Annotated in this window: 24 protein-coding genes, 1 tRNA gene and 2 pseudogenes; 11 read left to right on the forward strand and 16 right to left on the reverse strand. The window is 62.1% G+C overall.

Annotation, left to right across the window (positions count from 1 at the left end; translation table 11 throughout):
• Nucleotides 1-15: 15 nt before the first annotated feature.
• A complete protein-coding gene (locus NKH13_RS16900) occupies nt 16-1,101 on the reverse strand; it encodes a PLP-dependent cysteine synthase family protein (RefSeq protein ID WP_352913140.1) in 1,086 nt (361 codons plus the stop codon).
• A 247-nt stretch (nt 1,102-1,348) separates the two neighbouring features.
• Between NKH13_RS16900 and NKH13_RS16905 the strand changes: the two genes are divergently transcribed.
• Complete coding sequence (locus NKH13_RS16905) at nt 1,349-3,346, forward strand: transcriptional regulator (RefSeq protein WP_352913191.1); 1,998 nt, start codon at nt 1,349-1,351, stop codon at nt 3,344-3,346.
• A gap of 119 nt (nt 3,347-3,465) precedes the next feature.
• Here NKH13_RS16905 and NKH13_RS16910 read toward each other — a convergent pair whose 3' ends face one another.
• Nucleotides 3,466-3,684: a hypothetical protein gene (locus NKH13_RS16910; RefSeq protein ID WP_352913142.1), complete on the reverse strand. Its 219-nt coding sequence runs from the start codon at nt 3,682-3,684 to the stop codon at nt 3,466-3,468.
• A gap of 135 nt (nt 3,685-3,819) precedes the next feature.
• Nucleotides 3,820-4,456 (reverse strand): annotated as a pseudogene (locus NKH13_RS16915) (L,D-transpeptidase).
• 855 nt (nt 4,457-5,311) lie between these two features.
• Here NKH13_RS16915 and NKH13_RS16920 point away from each other — a divergent pair.
• The 7 genes from NKH13_RS16920 (at nt 5,312) to NKH13_RS16950 (ending at nt 10,728) form a co-directional block, all read left to right on the forward strand.
• On the forward strand, nt 5,312-5,701 hold the full coding sequence (locus NKH13_RS16920; protein WP_352913144.1) for a hypothetical protein: 390 nt from the start codon (nt 5,312-5,314) through the stop codon (nt 5,699-5,701).
• Nucleotides 5,667-6,170 (forward strand): hypothetical protein, encoded by a 504-nt coding sequence (locus tag NKH13_RS16925; RefSeq protein ID WP_352913146.1) that lies wholly within the window; start codon nt 5,667-5,669, stop codon nt 6,168-6,170. Before NKH13_RS16920 ends, NKH13_RS16925 begins: the two co-directional genes overlap by 35 nt.
• A gap of 118 nt (nt 6,171-6,288) precedes the next feature.
• Complete coding sequence (locus tag NKH13_RS16930; RefSeq protein WP_352913148.1) at nt 6,289-7,287, forward strand: PDZ domain-containing protein; 999 nt, start codon at nt 6,289-6,291, stop codon at nt 7,285-7,287.
• 90 nt (nt 7,288-7,377) lie between these two features.
• The gene (locus tag NKH13_RS16935; protein ID WP_352913150.1) at nt 7,378-7,791 is read left to right on the forward strand and encodes a lysozyme inhibitor LprI family protein; all 414 of its coding nucleotides are present in this window, start codon (nt 7,378-7,380) and stop codon (nt 7,789-7,791) included.
• Between the two features lie 15 nt (nt 7,792-7,806).
• A complete protein-coding gene (locus tag NKH13_RS16940) occupies nt 7,807-9,678 on the forward strand; it encodes a M60 family metallopeptidase (RefSeq protein WP_352913151.1) in 1,872 nt (623 codons plus the stop codon).
• A 174-nt stretch (nt 9,679-9,852) separates the two neighbouring features.
• Nucleotides 9,853-10,266 (forward strand): hypothetical protein, encoded by a 414-nt coding sequence (locus NKH13_RS16945; protein WP_352913153.1) that lies wholly within the window; start codon nt 9,853-9,855, stop codon nt 10,264-10,266.
• A gap of 90 nt (nt 10,267-10,356) precedes the next feature.
• On the forward strand, nt 10,357-10,728 hold the full coding sequence (locus tag NKH13_RS16950; RefSeq protein ID WP_352913155.1) for a DUF4087 domain-containing protein: 372 nt from the start codon (nt 10,357-10,359) through the stop codon (nt 10,726-10,728).
• 130 nt (nt 10,729-10,858) lie between these two features.
• Here the strand turns inward: NKH13_RS16950 and NKH13_RS16955 are convergent.
• The 9 genes from NKH13_RS16955 to NKH13_RS16995 form a co-directional block, all read right to left on the reverse strand.
• Nucleotides 10,859-10,943 (reverse strand) — tRNA-Leu (locus tag NKH13_RS16955).
• A 73-nt stretch (nt 10,944-11,016) separates the two neighbouring features.
• The gene (locus tag NKH13_RS16960; protein ID WP_352913157.1) at nt 11,017-11,637 is read right to left on the reverse strand and encodes a 2,3-bisphosphoglycerate-dependent phosphoglycerate mutase; all 621 of its coding nucleotides are present in this window, start codon (nt 11,635-11,637) and stop codon (nt 11,017-11,019) included.
• Between the two features lie 59 nt (nt 11,638-11,696).
• Nucleotides 11,697-12,530 (reverse strand): 4-hydroxy-tetrahydrodipicolinate reductase, encoded by an 834-nt coding sequence (dapB, locus tag NKH13_RS16965; protein ID WP_352913159.1) that lies wholly within the window; start codon nt 12,528-12,530, stop codon nt 11,697-11,699.
• On the reverse strand, nt 12,527-14,386 hold the full coding sequence (locus tag NKH13_RS16970) for an ABC transporter ATP-binding protein (protein WP_352913161.1): 1,860 nt from the start codon (nt 14,384-14,386) through the stop codon (nt 12,527-12,529). Before NKH13_RS16970 ends, dapB begins: the two co-directional genes overlap by 4 nt.
• 119 nt (nt 14,387-14,505) lie before the next feature.
• The gene (locus tag NKH13_RS16975; protein WP_352466604.1) at nt 14,506-15,531 is read right to left on the reverse strand and encodes a glucokinase; all 1,026 of its coding nucleotides are present in this window, start codon (nt 15,529-15,531) and stop codon (nt 14,506-14,508) included.
• A 121-nt stretch (nt 15,532-15,652) separates the two neighbouring features.
• A complete protein-coding gene (mepA, locus tag NKH13_RS16980) occupies nt 15,653-16,747 on the reverse strand; it encodes a penicillin-insensitive murein endopeptidase (protein ID WP_352715994.1) in 1,095 nt (364 codons plus the stop codon).
• Nucleotides 16,748-16,803: 56 nt separating this feature from the next.
• The gene (locus tag NKH13_RS16985; protein WP_352715997.1) at nt 16,804-17,712 is read right to left on the reverse strand and encodes an SDR family oxidoreductase; all 909 of its coding nucleotides are present in this window, start codon (nt 17,710-17,712) and stop codon (nt 16,804-16,806) included.
• Complete coding sequence (queG, locus tag NKH13_RS16990) at nt 17,709-18,869, reverse strand: tRNA epoxyqueuosine(34) reductase QueG (RefSeq protein ID WP_352913164.1); 1,161 nt, start codon at nt 18,867-18,869, stop codon at nt 17,709-17,711. The genes NKH13_RS16985 and queG overlap by 4 nt, the downstream gene beginning before the upstream one ends.
• On the reverse strand, nt 18,850-19,542 hold the full coding sequence (locus tag NKH13_RS16995) for a glutathione S-transferase family protein (protein ID WP_352476844.1): 693 nt from the start codon (nt 19,540-19,542) through the stop codon (nt 18,850-18,852). Before NKH13_RS16995 ends, queG begins: the two co-directional genes overlap by 20 nt.
• A 160-nt stretch (nt 19,543-19,702) precedes the next feature.
• On the opposite strand from NKH13_RS16995, the gene NKH13_RS17000 reads away from it, so the two are divergent.
• Both NKH13_RS17000 and NKH13_RS17005 read left to right on the forward strand, forming a co-directional pair.
• Nucleotides 19,703-20,509, forward strand: coding sequence for an undecaprenyl-diphosphate phosphatase (locus tag NKH13_RS17000; protein ID WP_352716003.1), 807 nt, complete (start codon nt 19,703-19,705; stop codon nt 20,507-20,509).
• Between the two features lie 94 nt (nt 20,510-20,603).
• Nucleotides 20,604-21,854, forward strand: a complete 1,251-nt coding sequence (locus NKH13_RS17005) for a flavin-containing monooxygenase (protein WP_352913166.1) — start codon at nt 20,604-20,606, stop codon at nt 21,852-21,854.
• 67 nt (nt 21,855-21,921) lie between these two features.
• Here the strand turns inward: NKH13_RS17005 and NKH13_RS35635 are convergent.
• The 3 genes and pseudogenes from NKH13_RS35635 to NKH13_RS17015 all read right to left on the reverse strand — a co-directional run.
• Nucleotides 21,922-22,068: pseudogene (locus NKH13_RS35635) on the reverse strand (PDDEXK family nuclease); the annotation flags it as partial.
• Between the two features lie 94 nt (nt 22,069-22,162).
• Nucleotides 22,163-22,399 carry a metallothionein gene (locus NKH13_RS17010; RefSeq protein ID WP_352913167.1) on the reverse strand — a complete coding sequence of 79 codons (237 nt, stop codon included), beginning with the start codon at nt 22,397-22,399 and terminating at the stop codon, nt 22,163-22,165.
• Nucleotides 22,400-22,482: 83 nt separating this feature from the next.
• Nucleotides 22,483-23,610 (reverse strand): complex I NDUFA9 subunit family protein, encoded by a 1,128-nt coding sequence (locus NKH13_RS17015; RefSeq protein WP_352913168.1) that lies wholly within the window; start codon nt 23,608-23,610, stop codon nt 22,483-22,485.
• Between NKH13_RS17015 and NKH13_RS17020 the strand changes: the two genes are divergently transcribed.
• Complete coding sequence (locus NKH13_RS17020; RefSeq protein WP_352913170.1) at nt 23,611-23,742, forward strand: hypothetical protein; 132 nt, start codon at nt 23,611-23,613, stop codon at nt 23,740-23,742.
• Nucleotides 23,743-23,793: 51 nt separating this feature from the next.
• Here the strand turns inward: NKH13_RS17020 and NKH13_RS17025 are convergent.
• The coding region (locus NKH13_RS17025; protein WP_352913171.1) for a transposase at nt 23,794-23,992 on the reverse strand (199 nt) is incomplete at its 5' end.

The following is a 23,992-nucleotide window of genomic DNA, read 5'->3' on the forward strand; positions in this document are numbered from 1 at the left end:
CCCGATGCGCCGCCGTCACGCCGGAAACTGGCAGCCGGGCGTCGACTGCGAAAGCGCAGTCTCCTCGGCGTCCATCTCCGCTTCGATGCCGTCGAACAGCGGCGTCGTCATGTAGCGCTCGCCGGTGTCGGGCAGCATGCACAGGATCACCGACCCGGGCGCCGCCTTTTCCGCGATCTGCCGCGCGACAGCAAATGTCGCTCCGCCGGAGATGCCGGTGAAAATGCCTTCCTTCTGCGCCAGCGCCTTGGCCCATTTCGTGCCTTCGGGCCCGGCAATAGGCACCACCTCGTCATAGAGGCCGGCGTCGATCGCCTCCTGCAGCACGTCCGGAATGAAGTCGGGCGTCCAGCCCTGGATCGGATGCGGCTCGAACGCCGGATGGCTTGCGGCAGGCGCGCCGCCGGTGCCGCGCTGCTGCGGCTTGCCGCTGCCGATCAGCTGCGCATTGGCCGGTTCGGCGAGCACGATCCGGGTCTCCGGCCGCTCGCGGCGCAGCACGCGTCCGACGCCGGCGACGGTGCCGCCCGTGCCGTACCCGGTGACGAAGCAGTCGAGCCGCGAGCCGGCGAAATCGTTGATGATCTCGCGCGCCGTCGTCGCTTCGTGAATGGCGGCATTGGCCTTGGTCTCGAACTGGCGGGCAAGGAACCAGCCATTGGCTTCGGCGAGCTCCACTGCCTTCTTGTACATGCCAAAACCCTTCTGTGCGCGCGGCGTCAGCACCACCTTGGCGCCCAGCATGCGCATCAGCCTGCGGCGTTCGATGGAAAAACTGTCGGCCATCGTCACCACCAGCGGATAGCCCTTCTGGGCGCAGACCATGGCAAGGCCGATGCCGGTGTTGCCGCTGGTCGCCTCGACGACGGTCTGGCCCGGCTTCAAGGCGCCGCTGCGCTCGCCCTCCTCGATGATGTTGAGCGCCAGCCTGTCCTTTACCGAGGCGGCGGGATTGAAGAACTCGGCCTTCACATAGATCGTGGCATGGTCCGGTCCGAGATTATTGATGCGGATCGCCGGCGTATCGCCGACCGTGTCGAGAATGCTGTCGAACAGACGGCCGCGCCCGGCGGTGGTTCTGATTTTCTGTTGATGCAACACGTCGATCTCCTCGCTTTGTCGTTGTCTCTTGTGGTCACGGGCCGGTTACAGACCGGTGGCTTGGGCGGCGAGGTTTCGAGACCTTGCCGCGCTACATTTGCCTCCCGGCAATGCCAGCATCCGGCGCGGGAATTCGCTGCCGGATGCACCGTGTCGCGTTTGGTGATAAAACAAAGGCCGACTGGCCAGCGTGGGAGCAGGCGTGGAAACGTACGTGGAATCCGCCCGATCGAGCCTCGGCGGCGAGATGGCCGGTCTTTCCGTGCGTCTGCTCGGACTGCTGACGATTATCCGCAACGGCACCTTCGTCGAGCTTCCGAAGTCGCGCAAACTGTGTGCGCTGCTCGCCTATCTGGCGCTGGCGCCGCATCCGGTCGGCCGCAGCCGCCTCTGCGAGCTTTTGTGGGATGTGCCGAACGACCCGCGCGGCGAGCTTCGCTGGTGCCTGAGCAAGCTTAGAGGCATCCTCGATGAACCGCATCATCGCAGGGTCGAGACACCAGGCGACACGATCGCGCTTGATCTGAGAGGTGCTTCCGTCGACGCTGTCGACATAGCCTCGGCCGCCGCCAAGGGCGTTGAGACGCTCGATCTAGAGCGGCTGCGGGCTCTTTCCGGAATGTTTGCCGGCGACTTTCTCGATGGGCTGGAGATCGACCGCAGCCCGCATTTCAACAGCTGGCTGAACGCTCAGCGCCGCCGCTTCAGCTCTTGGCACGCCGCCATCCTGGAACGCCTCGTCAACAAGCTTCCGGCGGATGCCGACGAAATGTCTTCGCATCTGGACAAATGGCTGGAACTCGCTCCGTTCGACGGGCGCGCACATGTGGCTCTTCTGACCAGGCTGGCGCAGCGCGGCCAGTTTGACGCGGGCGAGGAACATCTCGCTTCCGCGGCGCAGCTGTTTGCTTCGGAGGATCTGGATTTCGGAGCCGTTCGTGAGGCATGGCGGACGATCCGCGGCGAACGACCTGCAGCAACGCTCTGGGCCCGACCTTCAGTCGTACCCGCGGCACCGCACGCGTCAATTATGCTTTCCCGTTCCGATACCGCTGCGTCACAGAAGGCTTCGCTCGCGGTGATGCCGTTTGCCGAAGAGGCGGCTGTCGGCGGCCCGCGCGGTGGATTGGCAGACGGCCTCACCCACGACATCATCACCCGCCTGGCCAAGCTCAGGGATTTCTTCGTCATCGCGCGCGGTTCGGTGTTTGCGCTCGCCGAAAGAAACATTGCGCCGGAAGATGCCGGCCGGCGGCTCAACGTCGACTATGTCGCCGCCGGCACGGTGCGCGGCCAGGCGGGCCGCGTCATCGTCGCGGTCGAGCTGGTCGAAGTGCGCACGGCCAGGATCGTCTGGGCCGAGACGTTCGAGCGCAAGCCGGACGACATCTTTGCCGTGCTCGACGACATCGGCAACAGCATCGTCTCGTCGATCTCGACCGAGATCGAGACCGTCGAGCGCAATCGCGCCGTGCTGAAGGCGCCCAATTCGCTGAACGCCTGGGAAGCCTACCACCGCGGCCTCTGGCACATGTATCGCTTCACCCGCACGGAAAACGAGCAGGCCCGGCATTTCTTCGACATAGCCTTGAAGCTCGATCCGACCTTCGCCCGCGCCTATGCCGGGCTCTCCTTCACCCATTGGCAAAATGCCTTCCAGCGCTGGGGCGACCGCGACCAGGAAAGCGCCCTGGCCTTCGAGGCAGCCGGCCAGAGCCTGCTCGTCGACGATCACAATCCGGCCGCTCACTGGGCCATGGGGCGGGCGCTGTGGCTGCGCGGCGAGCAGGACGGCTCCCTCATCGAGCTGGAACGCGCCGTAGACCTCAGCCCGAATTTCGCGCTCGGCCACTATGCGCTCTCGTTCGTCCATTCGCAGTCCGGCGATCCGCAGGCCGCGATCGGCTCGTCCGACCATTCCAGGCATCTGAGTCCCTTCGATCCGCTGCTGTTCGGCATGCTGGGCGCCAGGGCGATGTCGCATGTCCGGCTCGGCCAGTTCGACGAGGCCGCCGAATGGGCGCTGAAAGCAGCCGCGCGTCCTAACGCCCATGCCATCATCCTGGCGATTGCCGCGCATTGCCTTGCGCTGGCAGGACGGCTGGAGGAGGCACGAAGTTTCGCCGCTGCGCTGCGCAAGATGCTGCCGAACTACTGCGCCGACGATTTCATCGGCACCTTCCGCTTCGAGCCGGACGCCGAGGCGCTGTTCCGGCAAGGCGCCAAGCGGATCGGGCTGGGGTGAGGCCGCGCCGTTAGCCAGGTTCTCCAAACCGCTCATCGCTGCTGGCCGCCCCAAACATCGTCATATCCGCAGCCAAGGCGCATCGTCAGATTGGTTGCGAATTCATCGACCAGAGCGGATCAGACAGGCTCAACCGATTTGACTTTGCCGTCGGTGTCCACGAGGCAGCTTGTCTTCTTGCCACTGGCATCGAGTTCGACCTGATAGGTCTTGGAATCGAGCTTGCTCGATGAAACCGGAAGTATCTTCGTGCTGTCGACGCCGCTCGCCTTGGCGACCGCATTGGCGCAAAGCAGCTGAAGGTCCGCCGGGGCCGTCTCGACCTTGGTCCTGGACATCTGGTCCTGAGGCGGCGGCGGTGGCGCGCTGACGCAAGCGCTGAGGGCTCCAGCCAGGAGTGCGATTGCTGTCGCCCGGATTGAAGTTCTCACTGCATTTTTTGCCGACATTGCTTGGCCCTCTCCGAATGCCGCTCACACACCCTTGTAAAGTGCCGCCCCTTGCATGAGAACGATGACCTTGGCCCCAACTTTGACGCGGGATGCGAGATCGACGATGTCGTCGTTCTCATACGGATGCATCCCGATGACACGTCGAGCCCGATCGTCCATGGCTCCGGGGTCCCGTGTATCCGGTAGATCGTGTCCTGGTCGCGCTCATAGAGGTAGAACGCCCTCGCGCCGAGCGGGTTGTCGGGCCCTCCCTTCATGCCTCCGGCGTATTTCACCGCCTTCGGATCGCGAGCGACCATTTCGGCCGGAGGCGTCCAGGTCGGCCACTCCGCCATGCGGCCGACGCGCACGATGCCGGCCCAGCCAAACCCCTCCCGGCCCACGCCGATGCCGTAGCGCATGGCCTGCTGACCCGGCTGCACAAGGTAGAGAAAGTGCTGGTTGCCATCGATAATGATCGTGCCTGGCGCTTCCGCGGTGCGGAATTTGACCATCTGCGGACGAAATGCCTCGCACCTCATTATGCGCGGCGTAGTATTTGCGCCTTGGTGCGATCGTAGTCCACCCATTTGTGGGTTTTCGGGTCGAAAACCTGTGTTCCCGCAGCCAGCGCTCTTCCCCCTCGCTTCGGTGCTGAAATGAACCGGGACGGGAACAATCTGTCGCGGCAAGCACCGGGTTGTGACACCAGCCCCATCTTCCGACGGGCAACGGCTGAAGGTGCAGTGCGTCCGCCAAAGAGAGCGCCTTCACGTGCCGCCCCTGCAGGCTACCCGATGACAATCCGACTGGGAAGATGCTCACAACGCGGCCGCGGCGCCCTCCACTGCGCCTCTATGCGGCACGCCGCAGCGTTGAAAGTCCGGTAAACGGGCGGCGTTTCTTTCGGCCTGCGCAACTGCTGGCTGGGTTCGAAAAAATACCACAATAGATCGCGATTAGGGCGATCATATCAGATGCAGTCTCGTCGCGCCTTTTTTGTAAAGCTGGCGCAAAATTCACAGCAACGTAGAATATTACTTGTACTAACTCGGATTAATGAGAACAGAACTAAGGGAGTATTCCGGAATCTTGCTACTGGTCACATTTCAGTATCTGCTAAGATAGCCAGTGCTGATTCCGAATTATTAAGCATTTGCAAAATTCAATCCTGCGATATTGGGATTTGTCCTTGTCATAGGCTGACTCGGACGCAATTTCTTGGAAGCACAGCCGCGTCAGCGGATTGTTGAAACATGCTTGGGCGGATGGGGCACTAAGCATGGAGAGGAATATTGACATTCGCTAATGCGGCGGCCCCCGCCGGGAGCGTTTCCTCCTACGTAAGAGATTACGGCAACCGTCGGCTAAGTCGTCGAATGCATCGCCCACAGCCCGGCTCTCGTTCGATGGCCGGCGAAGCTTTGCCGTCCTCCGATTGGCGCCAGACTTCGCGGCAAGAGCGGGGATCGCCGCCTGCAATGGCCTTCCGATATGGACGATGTCCGCCGCCAACCAGTCGGAGGAATGAGTCATGAAATTCGTAATCTGTGCGGCCTTGGCCACTGCTTTGATGGCGATCTCCGGTTGTACCATCGACGACTACGATGGTTGCCGCGGAAGGACCTGCCTGGTTGATCGGTTCCATAAAGGGAGCCGGAAGATAGACGACCGGCCGCAGTTCGACAGGAACGGCAATCCCAACTTCGATACCAGGGGCCGTTACATCGGCTGCCATGGGCTCGGATGTAAGGTCGACGATCCTGATGACGGGGATCAAAGCATCGACGACAGGCCGCAGTACGATAAGGAAGGCAATCCGAACTTCGATACGCAAGGCAACTACCAAGGCTGCCGCGGCATCGGCTGCGAGGTCGATACACCGGACGATGACAATTCATCGGACGACGACGATTCCGATTAGTGGACCCTCCAACACGAACGAAGAGAATGCCCTCATGTCTGAATCCAACGGTCTTATCCCGCGATGTGCCAAAATCGTGATGATCGGCCTCATGGGGCTGGCAACGACGCTGACCTTCGCTTTCGCCGCGAATGGTGCCTGCGACGGCGTAAAGGTCGATGTGACGAAGGCGCGCAAGCAGGAATATGCCCCCCTCGTTGCCTCGGCGTTGGACAACAAGGTCAAGCCCGCTCGGGTGAAGTTCATCACGATCATGGAGAACGGCAACTGGAGCGCTGCCTACGTCTCCACGCCGGTGAGCGACGACGGCGTGATGTTCTTCCAGACAGTCGACGGAAAAAAGCAATTTCGCGACGTGTGGGGCGGCTATGCCGACCCGTCGGAAAAACCTGAACTGGTATCCTGGGCGAAGAAGCTCGGAGCGCCGCAAGATCTGGCAAAGTGTTTTGCCGAGGAAGTTACGGAATGACGGTGATGATCGCTGGAAATTGCCGCTGACCGTTGGTGCAGGGGGAGAATGATTTGGGAGCACCCGGGGCGCCGGGCCTCTGAGATCGGTTCCAATCATCAGCTGCAGGATGTGCAAAATGCAAACTGTTCGAAAATCCAGACTGATAATTCAGTTCGCCCATGCATTGGCAACTTCAGTGAAAATGACGGCTGTTGTGAGTGTAGCCATCCCGCACACGATCAATGTTGCGTATGCCAGCAAATATGATCTGCCGAAACCCTATGTTTCCCGGGCTCTTAACGCGGTTTTGATACCCATCAACCACGCCTCTCGGCACCGCTACCAGATCCCGCCCAAGCTTCGCGGGGTGTATGTCTTGGCCGTTGCACCCCATGGCGTTGCCGCGCGGCAAGGCATCCGGCCGGGTGACGTGCTTGCCACAGTGCGGCATCAACCGATTTCGACGCCGACCGATGTCGACCGACTCGTTTGGGCCGCTCTTGCCGTGAGCGCTACCAGTTTTCTGTTTGGCGTGAACCGCGGAACAGAAGTCGCAGATGTCGTCGAGGTCAATACCAACATCACCGTCAACAACTTCAATACCAACATCTCGGTCAACAATATCTCGCAATGGACGAGCGTCGATAACCATGAGGAGTGGACGCAGATCGTCGATCAGTACGACGACGAGATGGAGACAAGCCTCGAAGACACCAGCTATCGCGAAGACGACTCGCTGCCCGGCGACGCCAGTCCAGACGCCAACGCGCCTTCTGCCGATGCTGACGACGATTCCAACGACACCAGCGCGGACACCGATGGCGATAGCTCGGACGAGAGCACCGATGACAGTTCAAATGATCAGGACGATTCAAGCGATCAGAATGACGATGAGCAGCAGTCGGACGACACTGATGACGACGACAACACCGACGACGATAGCTCGGATGACAACACCGACGACAATAGTTCCGATGATCAGGACAATTCTGGCGATCAGAACGACGATGAAGATTCAGCGGGCGGTGACGATGACCAAAACAGCACCGACACCGACGATGACAGCACGGATGGCGATGCGTCGGATGACAGTAGCGACGACAGTAATGGATCGGATGATGACGATTCCAACTAGTGGCTGGCCCTGGCGGCGACGGATATCTGAAGTGAACGGCGGGATAAACCACCGCCCGTCAATCGGTGGAATCTAAACGGAGGACAATCGATGAAAACCGCAATACTGACTGCCGTGGTTCTGGCCATGCCGACGTTCGCCTCTGCCCAGGACAAGTGCTACGACGCCGCCAAGGATCAGGCCTCGCTGAATGCGTGCGCCGATGCCGCGTTCAAGAAATCCGACAAGAAGCTCAATGAGCTTTACAAGCAGATCGAAGCCCGCCTGAAGGACGACGCGGATACCAGGAAGCTTCTTGTCCAAGCACAACGGGATTGGGACAAATTTCGCGACGCCGAGTGCAGTTTCCAGACTTCAGGAGCGGCCGGAGGAAGCGTAATGCCGATGCTCACCGCGCAGTGCATGGACAGCCTGGCGCAATCCCGTGTCAAAGCCTTCGAGGGTTACCTGAAATGCGGCAAGCAGGGCGATCCGATGAGTTGCCCCGTTCCGGCCGCGAATTGACACGTCGGTGCCGGGATGAGGACCTTCATCGTATCTGCAGTGCACTTGATAGCTGGGCTCTTGCTGGCGGCAATTGTTACGGTCGCAAGTGCCGCTGAGATCCCCGAAGGGGACTATTACATCGTCGCGAAGCATTCCTACAAAGCGCTCACCGCCTTTGAAGGCAGGCATGGCGAGATCGTGCTTGGTCAGTCCGCTCGCAAACCCAAGGATGGTCCCGCGCAGCTGTGGACCATCACCAGGGCGACCGGGGAAACGAACGGCGCAACCTATCAGATCCGGTCTCTACGATACGGAACGTATCTCGCCGGCGGCGACGAAGACGAAAACGGGGATACGAGTGTCGTCCTCGAGGATGAGCAGTCCGCTGGAGGGTGGCGCTTCAAGCCGCATCTGAACGGCTATGGCATCGAGCTGGATGACAGCGGCACGACGCTCAACGTCAGGGCCAATGAACGTGCGGACGACGCTCGGATCATCGTCTATGACGCCAGCCTGGACGACAATGCCCAGTGGTTGCTTTATCCGGCCGGCAATGGCGACCGACCGGCAGCGGCGTCGGCAGTGGTGTCGGAATTCGACAATCTGAACAAGCGCTATCGCCTTGCTCCGATGCCTGCAGCCACACCCGACGCCAATAGGCTGAGACGCACGAAGCTGATGGACGATCAGCCAAGCGGTGTGTTCGTGAAAAAGGGAGAAGCGGTATCGGTTACGGCCGAAGGCCTGCCGCCTTCCCCCGACGGCTTGATGATCATGATCGGCCCGATGAACAGCTTCTATGACGAAAGACCCCAGGATGACCCGCAATTGGTCATTGCCAAGGAAGGGCGCACCGACTTCACGGCGAAGCGCGACGGGCTGATCTATTTCCGCTACGCCGAGAGCGGCTTCAGTGCGGCTCTGCCTCCGATCGACGTGGCAATTGCGCGTGGCGGCAGTTCGATCCCCCTCTACGTCAAGGGAAAAACAAGCTTCGAAGACTGGCGTAAAATGCTCACCGACATGCCCGGTGCGCCATTCGTCGAGATGATAAGCGAGCGTGTTGCCATTACCGCGACCCGCAAAGTCTATATGAGGGCGCCTCAGGACGACCCTGCGGAAATTCTCGACACCCTCGAGCAAATTCTAGGCTGGTACGATGCACTATCTGGTCTCGACGGTTCGTCCAAACTTCATCGGGCATCCCATTTGCGCATGCACTATCAGCAGGACACGGTGACACCGGCGAAGGTCTTCGAAGACGGCATATACATGTACGCAGGCAACTATTTCATAGGTGTCCCCGGCAGCAACATGGGTGATTTGCTGAACGTGAAGAAGCTGCGGCAAGCGTGGTCGATCTGGCATGAAACCGGCCATATGTACCAGCAGCAAGATTGGACCTGGGGCGAGATTGTAGAAACTACGGTCAATATCTACTCGCTCAACGCCCAGGCACATTTTGGCCATCCGTCCCGCTTGAAAGAGCGCGATGACTCTACTGGCAAGACGCCGCTGGATCTGGCGGCGCGATATCTGGCGCGGAAGACGCGCGATTTCGACAATGAAAAACAGATGCGTGTCAGCGCGGATGACGACGATGAGCTTTGGGCGCGGCTGGTCATGTTCGATCAATTGCGCCGGGGTCTCGGCGAGGATTTCTATCCGAAGCTTCACCGATATTATCGCGAGCATCCACTGGATGATGCCAATGAGCAGGATGCGGTCAAGGTACAAACCTTCATCCTGCGTGCCAGTACGGTCGCAAATCAGGACCTGACCCAGTTCTTTTCCGATTGGGGGCTGCACATCGAGCAGGAAACCGCCGACAGATTGAAGCGTTTGAACCTGCCTCCAGCAGATTCTCAACTGTCGCGCGTTGGTCTGAATGTCGCTTCACGGTGAAGCCGGCGGCGAGCGTCATGCCGGCGCCAGACACGAAAGGATGCGGGGGCATCGGCATTGCGTGAGGGGCCTTAAAGGAGGTGGATTGTGAAACGCTATAGATCACTGCCCGCAGTGACGATTGCAGCATCTGCGCTGTTGGCATGTGTTGCGTCGGCAACAGCCCAGGGCGATATGGGCTTCGACGTCAACGTCACGCTTTCCAAAAAGGCAGCCGCCAGGCTCGTGGCTAAAAAGGAAGGGATCGTTGTCCTCGCCTCCTATTACGGTGACCCGAAGCGGAGCGCCGAGAAGCACGCCAACGAAGTCGGCCAGATCGATCTCACGCCGCAGGACGAAGAGGTCGAGATAGCGGGCACAGCGGGCCACGCTCACATCAGCGGCACAAAGGTCGACACGAAGCGTCTCGACTGGCTTGCCGGCCCTCCCGAGGTCAACGTCAACGTTGCGTCGGCGCGCAAGAGCAGTCCGGACAATCTGCTCAGCTGCGATTTCATCGACGGTCCACTAAGCGATGTTCAAAGGAAGCCTGTGACGCTTCATTGCGGATTGATCGAAGAAAATGTGGACACGAAGTTGAGGCCATAAGGCTTACAAAAATCATGCCGCCTCGTTACCGGCGCCAACGCAGATTATCGGCGGCATGACCTGCTTTGCTCAAGGGAGGTGAAGGTTCTCATGCGCCCATTGTTCGCTATCTGTTTCTGCCTGGCCATCATGTCCTTGCCTGCCGCCGCCTATGCCGAGCGTCGTTGTGGCTGGTACTCCAGCCCGACACTCGGCAACCTCGTCCTGACCGACAGTGACGGGGATTGGTGGATCCAGATGCAGGGACGGCCGGATCCCAAAGGCATCGACAATGTGCCGGCCTTTAACGAGCGACAATTCGTCGAGACCAATGTGCCTGGTTCGGGCCACGGCTACGGATGCGCGTGCATGACCGTCGTAACCAACGCCAAGCAACAGAAGATCACCAGAGTGATCTCGGGCCAAATCCTTCCGCTGCTGCGCTGTCGCAACGACAGGTCGCTGCCTAACCCGGACGGATAATTGTTAGATATCTTGTGGATGCCATGGACGACGGCGGACGCCTAGGCATCAGCTCCAGAAAAAAAGCCCGGCAAAACCGGGCTTTTTCTTGGGGTTTCTGAACCCTATCAAAAAGTTCGAAACGGGAATTTGGTGCCCAGAAGAGGACTCGAACCTCCACTCCTTGCGGAACACGGACCTGAACCGTGCGCGTCTACCAATTCCGCCATCTGGGCTGGTGCGCGCTCATTAAGCGGGCGAGGGATGAGTGTCAACGCGCTTTTTTGAAAGCCGCGTTCCTTCTCCGGCTCAATGCTCCAGCACTTCCTTCGACGCCACCGTGGAATCGGCGTTGAGCGTGTAGATGACCGGCACGCCGGTGCCGAGTTCGAGCTTGACGATCTCCTCGCCCGATTTGCCGTCCAGCGCCATGATCAGCGCGCGCAGCGAATTGCCGTGTGCCGCCACCAGCACGGTGCCGCCGCGCAGCACATGCGGCTGCAGATCGTGCAGGTAATAGGGCCAGACGCGCGCGCCGGTGTCCTTCAGGCTTTCCCCGCCGGGCGGCGGCACGTCATAGGAGCGGCGCCAGACATGCACCTGCTCCTCGCCCCATTTCTTACGCGCATCATCCTTGTTGAGGCCGGAGAGATCGCCATAGTCGCGCTCGTTCAGCGCCTGGTCGCGTACGGTTTCGAGCTCGCTCTGGCCGAGGGCATCGAGAATATGCTGGCAGGTCTTCTGCGCCCGGATCAGCGACGACGTGAACGCGATGTCGAATTTCATGCCACGCGCCCTGAGCTTGGCGCCGGCCGCCTTGGCCTCGGCATGACCCAGTTCGGTCAGGTCGACGTCGCGCCAGCCGGTAAAAAGGTTCTTCAGGTTCCATTCGCTCTGGCCATGGCGCACGAGCACGAGAGTTCTCGACATATTTGCTCCTTCAAATTTTGTGGATCGGCCAAATTTTGTGGATCAGCCAAATCTGTGGATCAGCTTGTCAGGCCGAGCACGTCCCGCATCGAATATAGGCCCGGCTTGCGGCCGCGCGCCCACAGGGCTGCCTTGACCGCGCCGCGGGCAAAGATCGCCCGGTCCTCGGCATGATGGGCGAGCGTGATGCGCTCGCCGGTACCGGCCAGCACCACACTGTGATCGCCGACCACCGAGCCGCCACGCAAGCTGGCGAAACCGATCGAGCCTGCCTTGCGCACGCCGGTATGGCCGTCGCGCACGCGAACATCGTTGCCGGCAAGTGCTACGCCGCGCCCAGCGGCGGCGGCCTCGCCGAGCAGCAGCGCCGTGCCCGACGGCGCATCGACCTTGTGCCGGTGGTGCATTTCCAGGATCTCGATGTCGAAATCGTCAGCATCGAGCGCGCGCGCCGCCTGCTCAACCAGCACCGCCAGCAGATTGACGCCGAGGCTCATATTGCCTGACTTGACCACCGTCGCGTGGCGCGCCGCCGCCGCGATCCTGGCATTGTCTTCGGCCGAGCAGCCGGTGGTGCCGATGACATGGACGATGCGCGCCTGCGCGGCATAGCCGGCGAATTCGACAGTTGCTGCCGGCGTGGTGAAATCGAGCACGCCGTCGGCCTTGGCGAAGGCCGGCAGCGGATCGTCGCCGATCGCCACCTCGAGCCTGCCGACGCCGGCCAGCTCGCCGGCATCCTTGCCGATATGGGGCGAACCGGCCCGCTCGATCGCGCCGGCAACGCGGGCGCCCGGTATCGTGTGGATGGCGCGGATCAGCGCCTGGCCCATGCGGCCGGCCGCGCCCACCACCACCAGGCCCATTTCACTAACGGTCGAAGTGTCACTCATGAATGTCTCCCGGCCGCCTTTTTCGCGTGACCATGTTGCGCCGCAGTCTGGATTGGCTTGCCGTCATCGACAAGCCCCAGCCCTTTCCTGCCCTGCACCCGGTGGAACCGCGCATAGACGCTGTGCGGGTCGGCCATCAGCGAGGCATGCGTGCCCTGTTCGACCAGCCGGCCCTGCTCCAGCACGATGATATGGTCGGCATTGACCACCGTCGACAACCGGTGCGCGATGACGATGGTGGTGCGCCCTTCCATGACATGGGTCAGCGCCTGCTGGACGCGGGCCTCGGCCTCGTTGTCGAGCGCCGAGGTGGCTTCATCGAGCAGCAGGATCGGCGCCTGCCGCACGATGGCGCGGGCAATCGATACGCGCTGGCGCTGGCCGCCCGACAGCGTCACGCCGTTCTCGCCGACGGGCGTGTCATAGCCTTGCGGCTGCTGGCGGATGAAATCGTCTGCCGCGGCCTGTTGCGCGGCGCGTTCAATCTCGGCGTCGGTGGCGCTCAGTCGCCCGTAGCGGATGTTGTCGCGGATGGTGCCTTCGAACAGATAAGGCTGCTGCGATACATAGGCAATCGAGCCGCGCAGCGAATGCTTGGTGACCTTTGAAATGTCCTGGCCGTCGATTTCGATGCTCCCCGACTCGACGTCGTAGAAGCGCTGCAGCAGCGCAACCAGCGTCGTCTTGCCGGCGCCCGAGGCGCCGACGATGGCGGTCACCTTGCCGGCGGCGGCGACAAAGCTCAGATCCTGCAGGACCGGCGCCTCCTCGACGTAGCGGAAGGACACATTGTTGAAGCGCACTTCGCCAGAGGTGAATTTCGCCTCGGCGGCTGCCGGCACGTCACCCTGCTGCGGCTCGAGGTCGAGAAGCTCGTAAATCATGCGCGCATTGACCAGCGACTTTTCCATGCCGACCTGCATGCGCGCCAGCCGCCTGGCGGGGTCATAGGCAAGCAGCAGGGCGGTGATGAAGGCAAACACCGCGCCCGGCGGCTGGCCGCCGACGGTCGCCCGGTAGCCGGAATAGGCGATGACGCCGGCGACGGCGAAGCCGGCCAGCATCTCGGAGATCGGCGTCAGCCGTTCCGAGACGCGGGCGATCTTGTTTGCCCGCTGCTCGGCGCCCGCGACGAGGCCGCCGATGCGGCGCGACAGCTCGTCTTCCAGGGTGAAGGCCTTGACGATGGCGATGCCCTGGGTTGCTTCCTGCATGGCGCCGATCAGCCGCGAGTTGATCTGCACCGATTCACGGGTGATGCGACGCACCCGGCGCATCAGATAGGTGACACTGTAGATCAAGGGCGGGCCGATCAGCAGCGACATCGCCGAGAGCATCGGGTCCTGCCAGATCATGACGCCGACCAGCGCGACAAGCGACACGGCATCGCGCGCCAGCGATGTCAGCGTCATCGACAGGAGATCGCGGATGCCGTTGACGTTCTCGTTGATCTGCGCGGCGAGCCGGCCCGAACGGGTGTCGTTGAAGAAGCTGACGCCGAGCTTCATCAGATGGTCGAAGATGCGGCGTTGATAGCGCGCCACCAGATTGTTGCCGATTTTGGCCAGCGTCACTGCCTGGCCGTAGCTGGCCAGCCCGCGAAGCATGAAGGCGGCCAGGATCGACACGCTGATCAGCGCGATAAGATCGCCGCGCTGTTGGTAGAAGATCTGATCGATGACATCCTTCATGATCCAGGCTGTGAAGGCGGTCGTCACCGCGATCGTCACCAGGCACAGCACGGCAAGAGCATAGTACCAGCGATAATCGCGGCTGTTCTCGGCGATGATGCGGCGGATCACCGCCACGATCTCGCTGGGACGGACTTTCCCTTTGGTTGGTGCTGGAAGTGTCAAGTTGGAGCGCTTTGTGGTTTCGGTTCGGCCGGGCTGCAATTCGGCAACCTCTTACCGCCCCAATGGCGGCTTGCCTATGGCTGGGGACGGCGAAACTTCGTCGCGGCGCAGCTTGTGTCCTAGACCCGCCAGCGCCGCCCCGCCGTCTGCACGCCGAACAGCGACGGATTTCTGGCATAGGCGGCCAGTCCTAAAAGCGCCGCCAGCGGATGGGTGATGACATAGACCGGCATGCTGCGCATCAGGGCGCTGTGCGGCGCCTTGTCCTCGAAGGCGGCGCGAAAATTGCCGGTGCGCAGTGCCGGCAGGATTTTTTGCGCGATGCCGCCGGTGAGAAACACGCCGCCGCGGCTCATGAACACCAGAGCTAGGTCGCCGGCGGTGCGCCCCAGGCAAGTGACGAAGATCGACAGCGCCTCTTCGGCCACCGGATCGTTCTTTGCCAGCGCCGCGGCGGTTACCTCGGCAGGCGTGGTAAAGGGCGACGGCTTGCCGTCCGCCTTGGCCACCGCCCGGTAGGCATTGACCAGGCCGCGCCCGGACAGGATCTGTTCGCCGGAGATGCGGCCCTCGAGCTTCTCGATATGCGGAAACACCTGGAAATCGCGCGGCGAGCGCGGCCCAATATCCATATGGCCCCCCTCGCCGGGCACCGGGATCCAGTGATGCAGCGCATAGACCAGCCCGGCGACGCCGAGCCCCGTTCCCGGGCCGAGCACCACCCGCCCGGAATTCGGTTCCGGCGCGTCACCGCCGATCTTTTCCATATGCTCTTCGCCGAGCGCGACGACAGCCAGCGCCTGTGCCTCGAAGTCGTTGAGCACGACGACGTCGCTGAGACCGAGACTGGCGAACATCTGTCTCGGCTTGACGATCCATGGGCAATTGGTAAGCGGGATCTCGTCGCTTTCGACAGGACCGGCTACCGCCAGCACAGCCGAATTCGGCCGGACCGACGAGCGGTCGAGCACGGCCGACTGGATCGCCTCGTCTATCGTATTGAAGTTGGCGGTCTGGACGATCGTCGGCTCGCCGGCTTCGGAATTCGCGTCAAGCACGATCGAGAAGCGCGCATTGGTGCCGCCTATGTCGCCGATCAGGATCGGAAATCGCAACAGAGTGTCGTCGTCGCTTACGCCTGGCATGCTCTCGTCCGTTCCCGACGCGTATCGCCGTTCTCTCGTTGACTAGCGCATGACCGCAAAAAGGGAAATCGGTTTTCGAAGTGGAGATGCACGGATGCAGACAGCGAGCACGCCGCCCCCATCAGTGCCCCGGTCGTGGACGCGGCAGTGGAATGCGGATCTCGGGGGTCGCCACAAAGGCGTTCGCCGAGGCCGGAAGCGCTGCCGCGCCGGCTGCGACCGTCGGCGGCGGCGAAGGCTCTGTCGCGGGAGCAGGTACGGCCGCGATCGGCACGCCGTCGCCATGGTAGGTGACTGCTTCCGCCGAGGCCGGAGCCGGCGCGTCGAGCACGAACTGGCATTGCCTGGGCAGGTTCGCCATCGTCATCACGTCGCGTGCCTTCGGCTTGTCCGGGTTCTTGTTGGGGCGCCACGGCTCCTCGGTGAACCACCACGCCAGCGCCTGGTCGCAGCCATCGCCCGGCACCGTCGCTTCCTGCGCCTTGCAGTCGGGTGATCCAGCCTGGCAGCCGATGCGAATGTGGAAGTGGTAGTCGTGGCCCCAGAACGGCCTGACCTTGCGCAACCAGCTGCGGTCGCCTTTGACCGTGTCGCAGAGCTTCTTCTTGATCCCTGGATTGACCAGGATGCGCTCTACTTCAGGATAGCTCGCAGCGCGCTTCAACAGCCGCGTATGCATCGGCGTCCACAGCCCGTCCTTCACCAGATGGGTCTTTTCATCGACCATCAAGGTAGCGCTGATGTTTTCGCGCTCTTCGGTAGAAAGCTTGCGGTCGGGCATCGGCGTCAGCCAGATGTCGGCGTCGAGGCCGATCTGGTGCGAGGCATGGCCGGTCAGCATCGGACCGCCGCGCGGTTGCGAGATGTCGCCGATCAGCAGGCCCGGCCAGCCGTCGGCCGCGGCATCGCGCGACAGTTTCTCGATCAGCGCGATCATTGCCGGATGGCCCCAGCGGCGATTGCGCGACGGCCGCATCACCTCCCAATGCCGGCCGTCCAGGGGCAGGGCGACGCCGCCGGAAAAACAGCCTTTGGAATAAAAGCCGATCGATTGCGCTGCTGCGAGTGCCGGCAGCTTTTTGGCGCCGAACAGGTCTTTTGCTCGTTCCTCGGCGCTCGTCGTCTGCGCTGCAAGCGCCGTCAAGCCGGCGACGGCCAGTGCTGCCGAAAGCAGCAGCGTTTTGCCGGGCAACGCTCGCTTTAACGTCTTCCCCAAGCTGGACCCCTCCGCGATTTGAACCGCATCATACTACGCCCCGCGCAACATATCGATCACGACCGTTTCATCGGGCTGCGCGCCTCGCCGTCGCGCCAGTCGCCGCTCGCCCACATGGCGTCGAGAGCCGAGCGGTAGTCGGGGAAGCGAAAGCCATAGCCGGCCGCCTTGATCGCTGCATTGGCGACACGCTTATTTTCGCCATAGAAGGACCGCGCCATGGGCGAAAGTTGGGCGGTCTCGAACGGAATTTCGGGTGGCGGCTCGATGCCCATCAACCTGGCGGCATAGGCGACGACGTTCTGCGGCGGCGCCGGCAGGTCGTCGGTGACGTTGAAGATGCCGCCGCGATTGCCTTCGGCGAGATGCCAGAGCGTGCCGGCAATATCGTCGCAATGGATGCGGTTGAACACCTGGCCCGGCTTGACCAACCGCCGGGCGGTGCCGTTTTCCAGATTGACCAGGGCGTTGCGGCCTGGCCCATAAATGCCGGAAAGCCGCAGGATCGCCACCGGCCGGCCGACGTCGTGGCCCAGTTTCAGCCAATCCTGCTCGGCGGCAACCCTCATCACTGATCGCTTCGATACTGGCCGGCATTCGGCGGCCTCGTCCACCCAATTGCCGCCATGGTCGCCATAGACGCCGACGGTGGAGAGATAGGCGATCCATTCGAGCTCCGGCATGTTGGCTGCGATCACCTCGCGAGCCGCGCCCAGCACCGGGTCGCCGGCCTCGTCCGGCGCGACCGAAACGACGAGATGGGTTGTCTTCCCAAGCGCATCGCCGATTTCGGAGGTCAGCGTGCCATCGAAACGCAGCGGCACGATACCGGCTTGCCGCAGCGCCGCGAATTTTTCCGGCGACCGTGTTGTACCGAAGATCGTTGTGTCGGCATCCCTGTTGGCGCGGGCGAAGGCCTTGCCCGAATAACCGGCGCCGAAGATGAAAACCTGCTTTTTGGTCATGTATGCGCCTCGATCGGCTTTGGCAGGGCCAGAAGCCATTCGCCTCTCACAGCCTCGTCATCTTCTGCTTGCAAAGCGGTTGCGGCACGTTCGGCAAACTCCCGACCCGGCACCAGCCGCGATAGCGCCCATACCGCGGCTCCGCGAACCAGGGGCGAGGCGTCGTCGAGCAGCGCGCGGACGGCGCCGGCAAGCGACAAATCCTGAGAATTGCCGGCGGCGATCAGCACGTTGCGGATGAAACGATCGCGACCGATGCGCTTGATCGGCGAGCCCGAAAAAAGCGCGCGGAAGGCAGCGTCGTCGAGGCGCAGCAACTCGGCGAGCGACGGTTCGCGCAAGTCCGCGCGGGCGGCAAGCTTTGCCTCCGAAGCAGCTTGGGCGAACTTGTTCCACGGACAGGCGGCCAGGCAGTCGTCGCAGCCATAGATGCGATTGCCGATCTTTTCCCGGAACTCATGTGGGATCGGCCCTTTGTTCTCGATGGTGAGGTAGGAAATGCAGCGCCGCGCATCGAGCCGATAGGGCGCCGGAAAGGCATCGGTCGGGCAGGCGTCGAGGCAGGCCCGGCAGGAGCCGCAATGATCGTCCTCCGCCGCGTCCGGCACCAGTTCGGCCGTCGTGAAGATGGTGCCGAGGAACAGCCAGGAGCCATGCGCGCGGCTGACCAGGTTGGTGTGCTTGCCTTGCCAGCCGAGGCCGGCCGCCTCGGCCAGCGGCTTTTCCATCACCGGCGCGGTGTCGACAAACACTTTCACGTCACCGCCGGCGCGCACCACGATCTTGCCGGCGATCTCCTTCAGTCGGCCTTTCATCACGTCATGGTAGTCGCGGTTCTGCGCATAGGCCGAGATCGCGCCGCGGTCGCGCTTCGCCAGCACCTCGCGTGGATCGTGGTCGGGGCCGTAATTCATCGCCAGCACGATGATCGAGCGGACCTCCGGCCAAAGCGTCGTCGGTTTGCCTCGCCGCTCGAGTGTTTCGGCAATCCAGCCCATCGAGCCGTGAAAGCCGTCGGCAACGAATTCGGCCAGCCGTTTCGGCGCCTGCGGAATCGCATCGGGCGTTGTGACGGCAACGGCGTCAAAGCCGGCGTTCCGCGCCTCGCGGTCGATCAGCGCGCGCAGCTTTGCCGTATCAGAAATCGAGGTCCGCATAGTGTGACACCGGCGACAGGCCACGCACCCGGTCGGACAGAAGCGGCCGGAACGAAGGCCGTGATTTCACCCTTGTATACCATTCGCGCGCGGCGCTGTGTTCGCGCCAGTCGATCTCGCCGAGATAGTCGAGCACCGACAGTGCTGCTGCCGCCGCGAGATCGGCATAGGTGACCTTGTTGCCGGCCAGCCAATGACGGGTTCCGGCCAGCCAGTTGGTGTATTTCATGTGCTGGCGGATATTGGCGCGGGCGGCGCGGATCGCCGCCGAATCGGGCGAGCCGCCGCCTGCCGTTTCCGGCATGACCGGCTTCAGAACGCGCTCGCGCACCAGATGCCGGGTAACCTCGCTTTCCGCCTTGTTGAGGTACCAGTCGGTCAGCCGGCGGATTTCGGCGCGCTCCATCGGATCCTCGGCGAACAGCCGCTTGTCGCGCTTGAGTACGCCGCGCGTCTCGTCGAGATATTCGGCAATGACCATCGCGCCGACGATCGGCACGTCGCCTTCGGCGAGCAGGATCGGCAGCGTGCCGGCCGGGTTCAGTGCCAGGAACTCCTTGCGCCGCGTCCACGGCTTCTCTTCGATCAGCGCCAGTTCCTCGCCATACTCGCCAAAGGCGAGGCGGACGAAGCGGCAGCTGGCGAACATCGGATGGTGGAAAAGCGTCAGCATGGTCCCGCGATAATAAAGCGCACTGGCAAATCGCCGGCTGCGCCGGTAAGTCTTGGCCGCCCGATTCAGGGGCTGTCAGGGTGCTGGGACCTATAGGGGGAGTTCCGCGCCGTGACAAGCAAGCCGTTTCTCAAGACCTCACTCCAACGCCGAGGTAGCCATGGAAAGCCAGACCGTCGTCGAAGCGCTGCTGCTCGGCATGCTCGAGGGCCTGACCGAGTTTATTCCGGTGTCTTCGACCGGTCATATCCTGCTCGCCGGCCATTTCCTCGGCTTTCATTCGACCGGAAAGGCCTTCGAAATCCTGATCCAGCTCGGCGCCATATTGGCGATCCTCAGCGTCTACTTCCGCCGTCTCTGGAAGATGCTGCTCGAGCTGCCCTACGACCGGCTGACGCGGCATTTCGTCCTTGGCATCCTCATCGCATTCCTGCCGGCGGCAATCATAGGCGCGCTGGCGCATGATTTCATCAAGACGGTGCTGTTCGAATCGCCGCGGCTGATCTGCATCATGCTGATCATCGGCGGTGTCATCCTGTTGCTGGTCGATCGCATGAAGCCGAAGCCGTATTACCACGATGTCGAGCGGTTTCCGACCAGGCTTTATCTGCAGATCGGGCTGTTTCAGTGCTTGTCGCTGATCCCCGGCACGTCGCGCTCGGGCTCGACGATCGTCGGCGCGCTGCTGCTCGGCGTCGACAAACGGGCGGCGGCGGAATTCTCCTTCTTCCTTGCCATCCCGACGATGGTCGGCGCTTTCGCCTTCGACCTGTTCAAGAACCGCAATGTACTGAGCAGCGCCGACCTGCCCATAATCGCCGTCGGCTTCGTCGCCGCCTTCGTCACCGCGCTAATCGTCGTGCGCTTCCTGCTCGACTACGTCTCGCGCCACGGCTATGCGCTGTTCGGCTGGTGGCGGCTGGTCGTCGGCATCGTCGGCCTGACGGGGCTGGCCATCTGGGGGTGAGCCGGCGCGGATAGCGCAATCCCAGCCGGAACTCTATTCTTGCCCCACGCCGAGCCATACGATCTTGTGGACGTATGGTTGGCAGGGGGAATGCATGAGCGAAGTTCTTGACGCCCTCGTTATTGGCGCCGGGCCGGCGGGGCTCGGCGTCAGCTATTTCTTGAAACGGCGGGGCCGCAACCACCGTGTGCTCGATCGAGGCCGGATCGGCGAAACGTGGCGAACGCAGCGATGGAACTCGTTTCGACTGAATTCGCCGACCATTCGCTCCATCTTACCCGGTGATTCCTACGAGGGGCCCGAGCCGTGGGGCGCGATAACCCACCACGAGTTTGTCGCGTATCTCGAAGGCTATGCCGAGCGGCACCGTCTGCCGGTAAGCACCCAAAATCCAGTACATGAGCTGACGAGAGACGATGGGATCTTTCGTATCACCACGACGGACGGGGCGTTTCTGGCGCGCAATGTGGTGATCGCCACTGGCGACCAAAATCGGCAGGTTCGGCCACCAGGATCGACTGACTTGCCAACCGCAATTCGCCAAGTCGATTCCTCGGCTTATCGCAACCCGGCCGAGTTCGAGAGTGGCGCGGTGCTGGTGGTCGGCAGCGGCCAGTCGGGCGGCCAGATCGCCGAGGATCTGGCGCTGGCCGGACGTGTGGTCTTTTTGGCGACCAGCCGCAACGGCCGTTGGGTGCGGCGATACCGCGGGGGCAACATACTTAAATGGCTGACGCTATCCGGGTTTCTCGACGTCCCGCGCAAGGAACTCGTCCTTCCCTCCGGCAAGCTGCAGGCCCGCGCGCTGGTCGGCGCGACCCACACGATCAGCCTGCAATCGCTGAGCGCGCAGGGCGTGGTGCTGCTAGGCCGCTTCAGGGGTGTGGAGAATGGCAACCTCGTCTTCGGCGACGAGCTCGACGACCATATGCGATTTGCCGACGAGGTTTCGGCGGATGCCAAGCGCCTGGTTGACGAGTACATAGAGCGCGCCGGCCTCGATGCGCCACTGGCCGAGGACGATCAGGATGAGACGATCGAACCGCGCCTGCCCGATCCGCCGATCCGCTCCCTCGACTGGACGGCGAGCGGCATCAGATCGGTGGTCTGGTGCACGGGCTTCACCGGCGATTTCTCATGGGTTCGGCTTCCCGGCGCGCTCGATGCAGCCGGCCAGCCCGTCCACGAGGATGGCGTCAGCGCTGTTCCAGGCCTCTTTTTCGCCGGCCTCGATTTCGGATCGACGCGGAAGTCGGGCACCATACCAGCCATTCCAGAGGAGGCGGCCGCCGTTGTGGAGCGACTTGTCCAAGGTGGAGCCGACTTGCCACGGAACGACGTCTAACCGATCCGTCGAGCGCGGGTTGTTGAACGTGCAAGAACATGACAGCTCTGGCGCGATCAAGACGACGCACGCTGCCTTTGTCGAAGCGCACCGATAATTTTCCGCAATCGGATTGGCGCGACAGCCAGAAATCGGCGGCGCCTTCGATGCGGCGCTCCGATTCGCGGCCGACTGCATCCATTGCCTCCATCAGCGTGCGGTGCGCCTTGACCTCGGCTGGTCGTCTTCGGGCTGACAGCACTGGCCATCTGGGGTGAGCCGGCGCAGTCATTCGGAATGGTCGCCCTGGAGACGCCAAAGGAGGTGCATCAAGGCGCGCGATCGGTCAGCGCGCTCGCACCTTCCTCCGCGGCGCAATGTGCGCAGCAGTAGATGATGTCATCCTGTTCGACGCCATGTCCGATGATCCGGCATCCGCAATGCGGACACGTCGGAGCAAGTTTCTGGACCGCGCATTCGAAGCTGTCGAACGTGTAGGTCTCGTCGGCCATCGTCACTTTGAAAGCCTTGTCGTAGTCATTCCCGCATTGATCGCATCTGGCCATAGTTCTTTTCCTTCTTTCATTGGCTTCAAGCTCGACCAACCTGTCGCGCGGCGATAGGTTCCCGCCGGGATCAGGGGGCCGTCCTAAGGCGGAGACGAGCGCGAGCCTACGCCACGGCGCTGTTCGATCACGCGGATCACCTCGTCGATATCCCGCGGCTCGATGTCGAGTTCCTTCAGGCCCGGCGCGTCATTTGCTGCCACATTATCCTGACGCATAAGATCGATCTGGTTGCGCGTTATGGGGGCAGCCGGGAGGAGTTCCGCGACGCCAGCCAAGGCGTTCCATACCGCAAACGGCACCGGCATCAGCTTGACGTGCGTATCGAGCTGTCGGGCGATCTCCCGAAGCAGTTCCTTATAGGTATAGATACGCGGGCCACCGAATTCGAATATGGATGAACCCATGTGGCTCCGCCCGTCGATCAGCCGGCTCACTGCTTCCGCGACGTCTGCCACATAGACCGGCTGAAGCCGTGTGCCACCATCGCCGAACAGCGGATAAACCGGCAGGAGGCGTATCATCCTCACAATGGTCGTGAGGAAAGCGTCGTCAGGTCCTGTCATGACGGCGGGACGCACAATGAAAGCGCCGGGAAATGCGCTTTCCACGGCAACTTCTCCGCGTCCACGTGCCCTTATATAATTCGAATCCGATTGAGGATCGGAGCCGATCCCTGAAATCTGGACGAACTGATCGATCTCGCCGTTGCGCGACGCGGCAGCGAGATCGGCCGCGGCTTTCACATGGACGCGTTCAAAGGTCTGGACGCCCTGCTCGACGTAAAGACTGACAGCATTCACGATCACCTGTGATCCGGTAATGGCCGACCCGATCGAGGACGCATCCAATATATCCGCCTCGACTGCTTCGGGCATCCTTGTACTCGAGGAAAAGACCAGGGCCACGCGAGCCGGATGGCGAGATGCGGCACGGACCGTGAAACCCCTTTCCAGGAGCCGCTTCACGATCCTGCGCCCGAGAAAGCCGGTTCCGCCGAACACGGTGACGATCCGTTCCGGGTTGAGATCGTCAGGATCCATTTGCCTCGCCATCCCTAGTCCTCGCGTAGCTGCGACGAGGACTGCCCTGGCTGGCATTTGAACCAGCCCGTCGAACATCAGGACGATTGGAGAACAACGCAGGAACGCTTTTGTTCCAGTCAGATAGACAAACCGAACGATTGAGCGAACGCAGGTGAGCGCCGGCACATGATCGAGGCTGCCGACGAAAAACCCCGAATGCCTCCTACCGGACGTCCGCTTTTGCGCGGCGCATCGAAGGTCAGCAAATGGCGCGACTTCCTTGTTCCCATCGACGAGACGACAGGCAACATAATCTGAACCGGAGATCGCAGCAAAACCGACCCCACTTCGGGAATAGCCTAGAGTCTTTCACGTTTTGACGGAAGCGTATCCGGCGTTTGCGAAGTAGTTTTTGCATTCGCCGGGTTCGATCGTCGCAACGAGGTGGCCGATGTGGCGCCAAGCGTCCTCGACGGTACGCTTCTGAGCTTGTCGCATCCAATGCTTGATCTTGGCGAAGGCCTGCTCGATCGGGTTGAGGTCGGGGGAGTAGGGTGGCAGGTACCAA

Source organism: Mesorhizobium sp. M1348 (assembly GCF_040317925.1).
GTDB lineage: Bacteria > Pseudomonadota > Alphaproteobacteria > Rhizobiales > Rhizobiaceae > Mesorhizobium.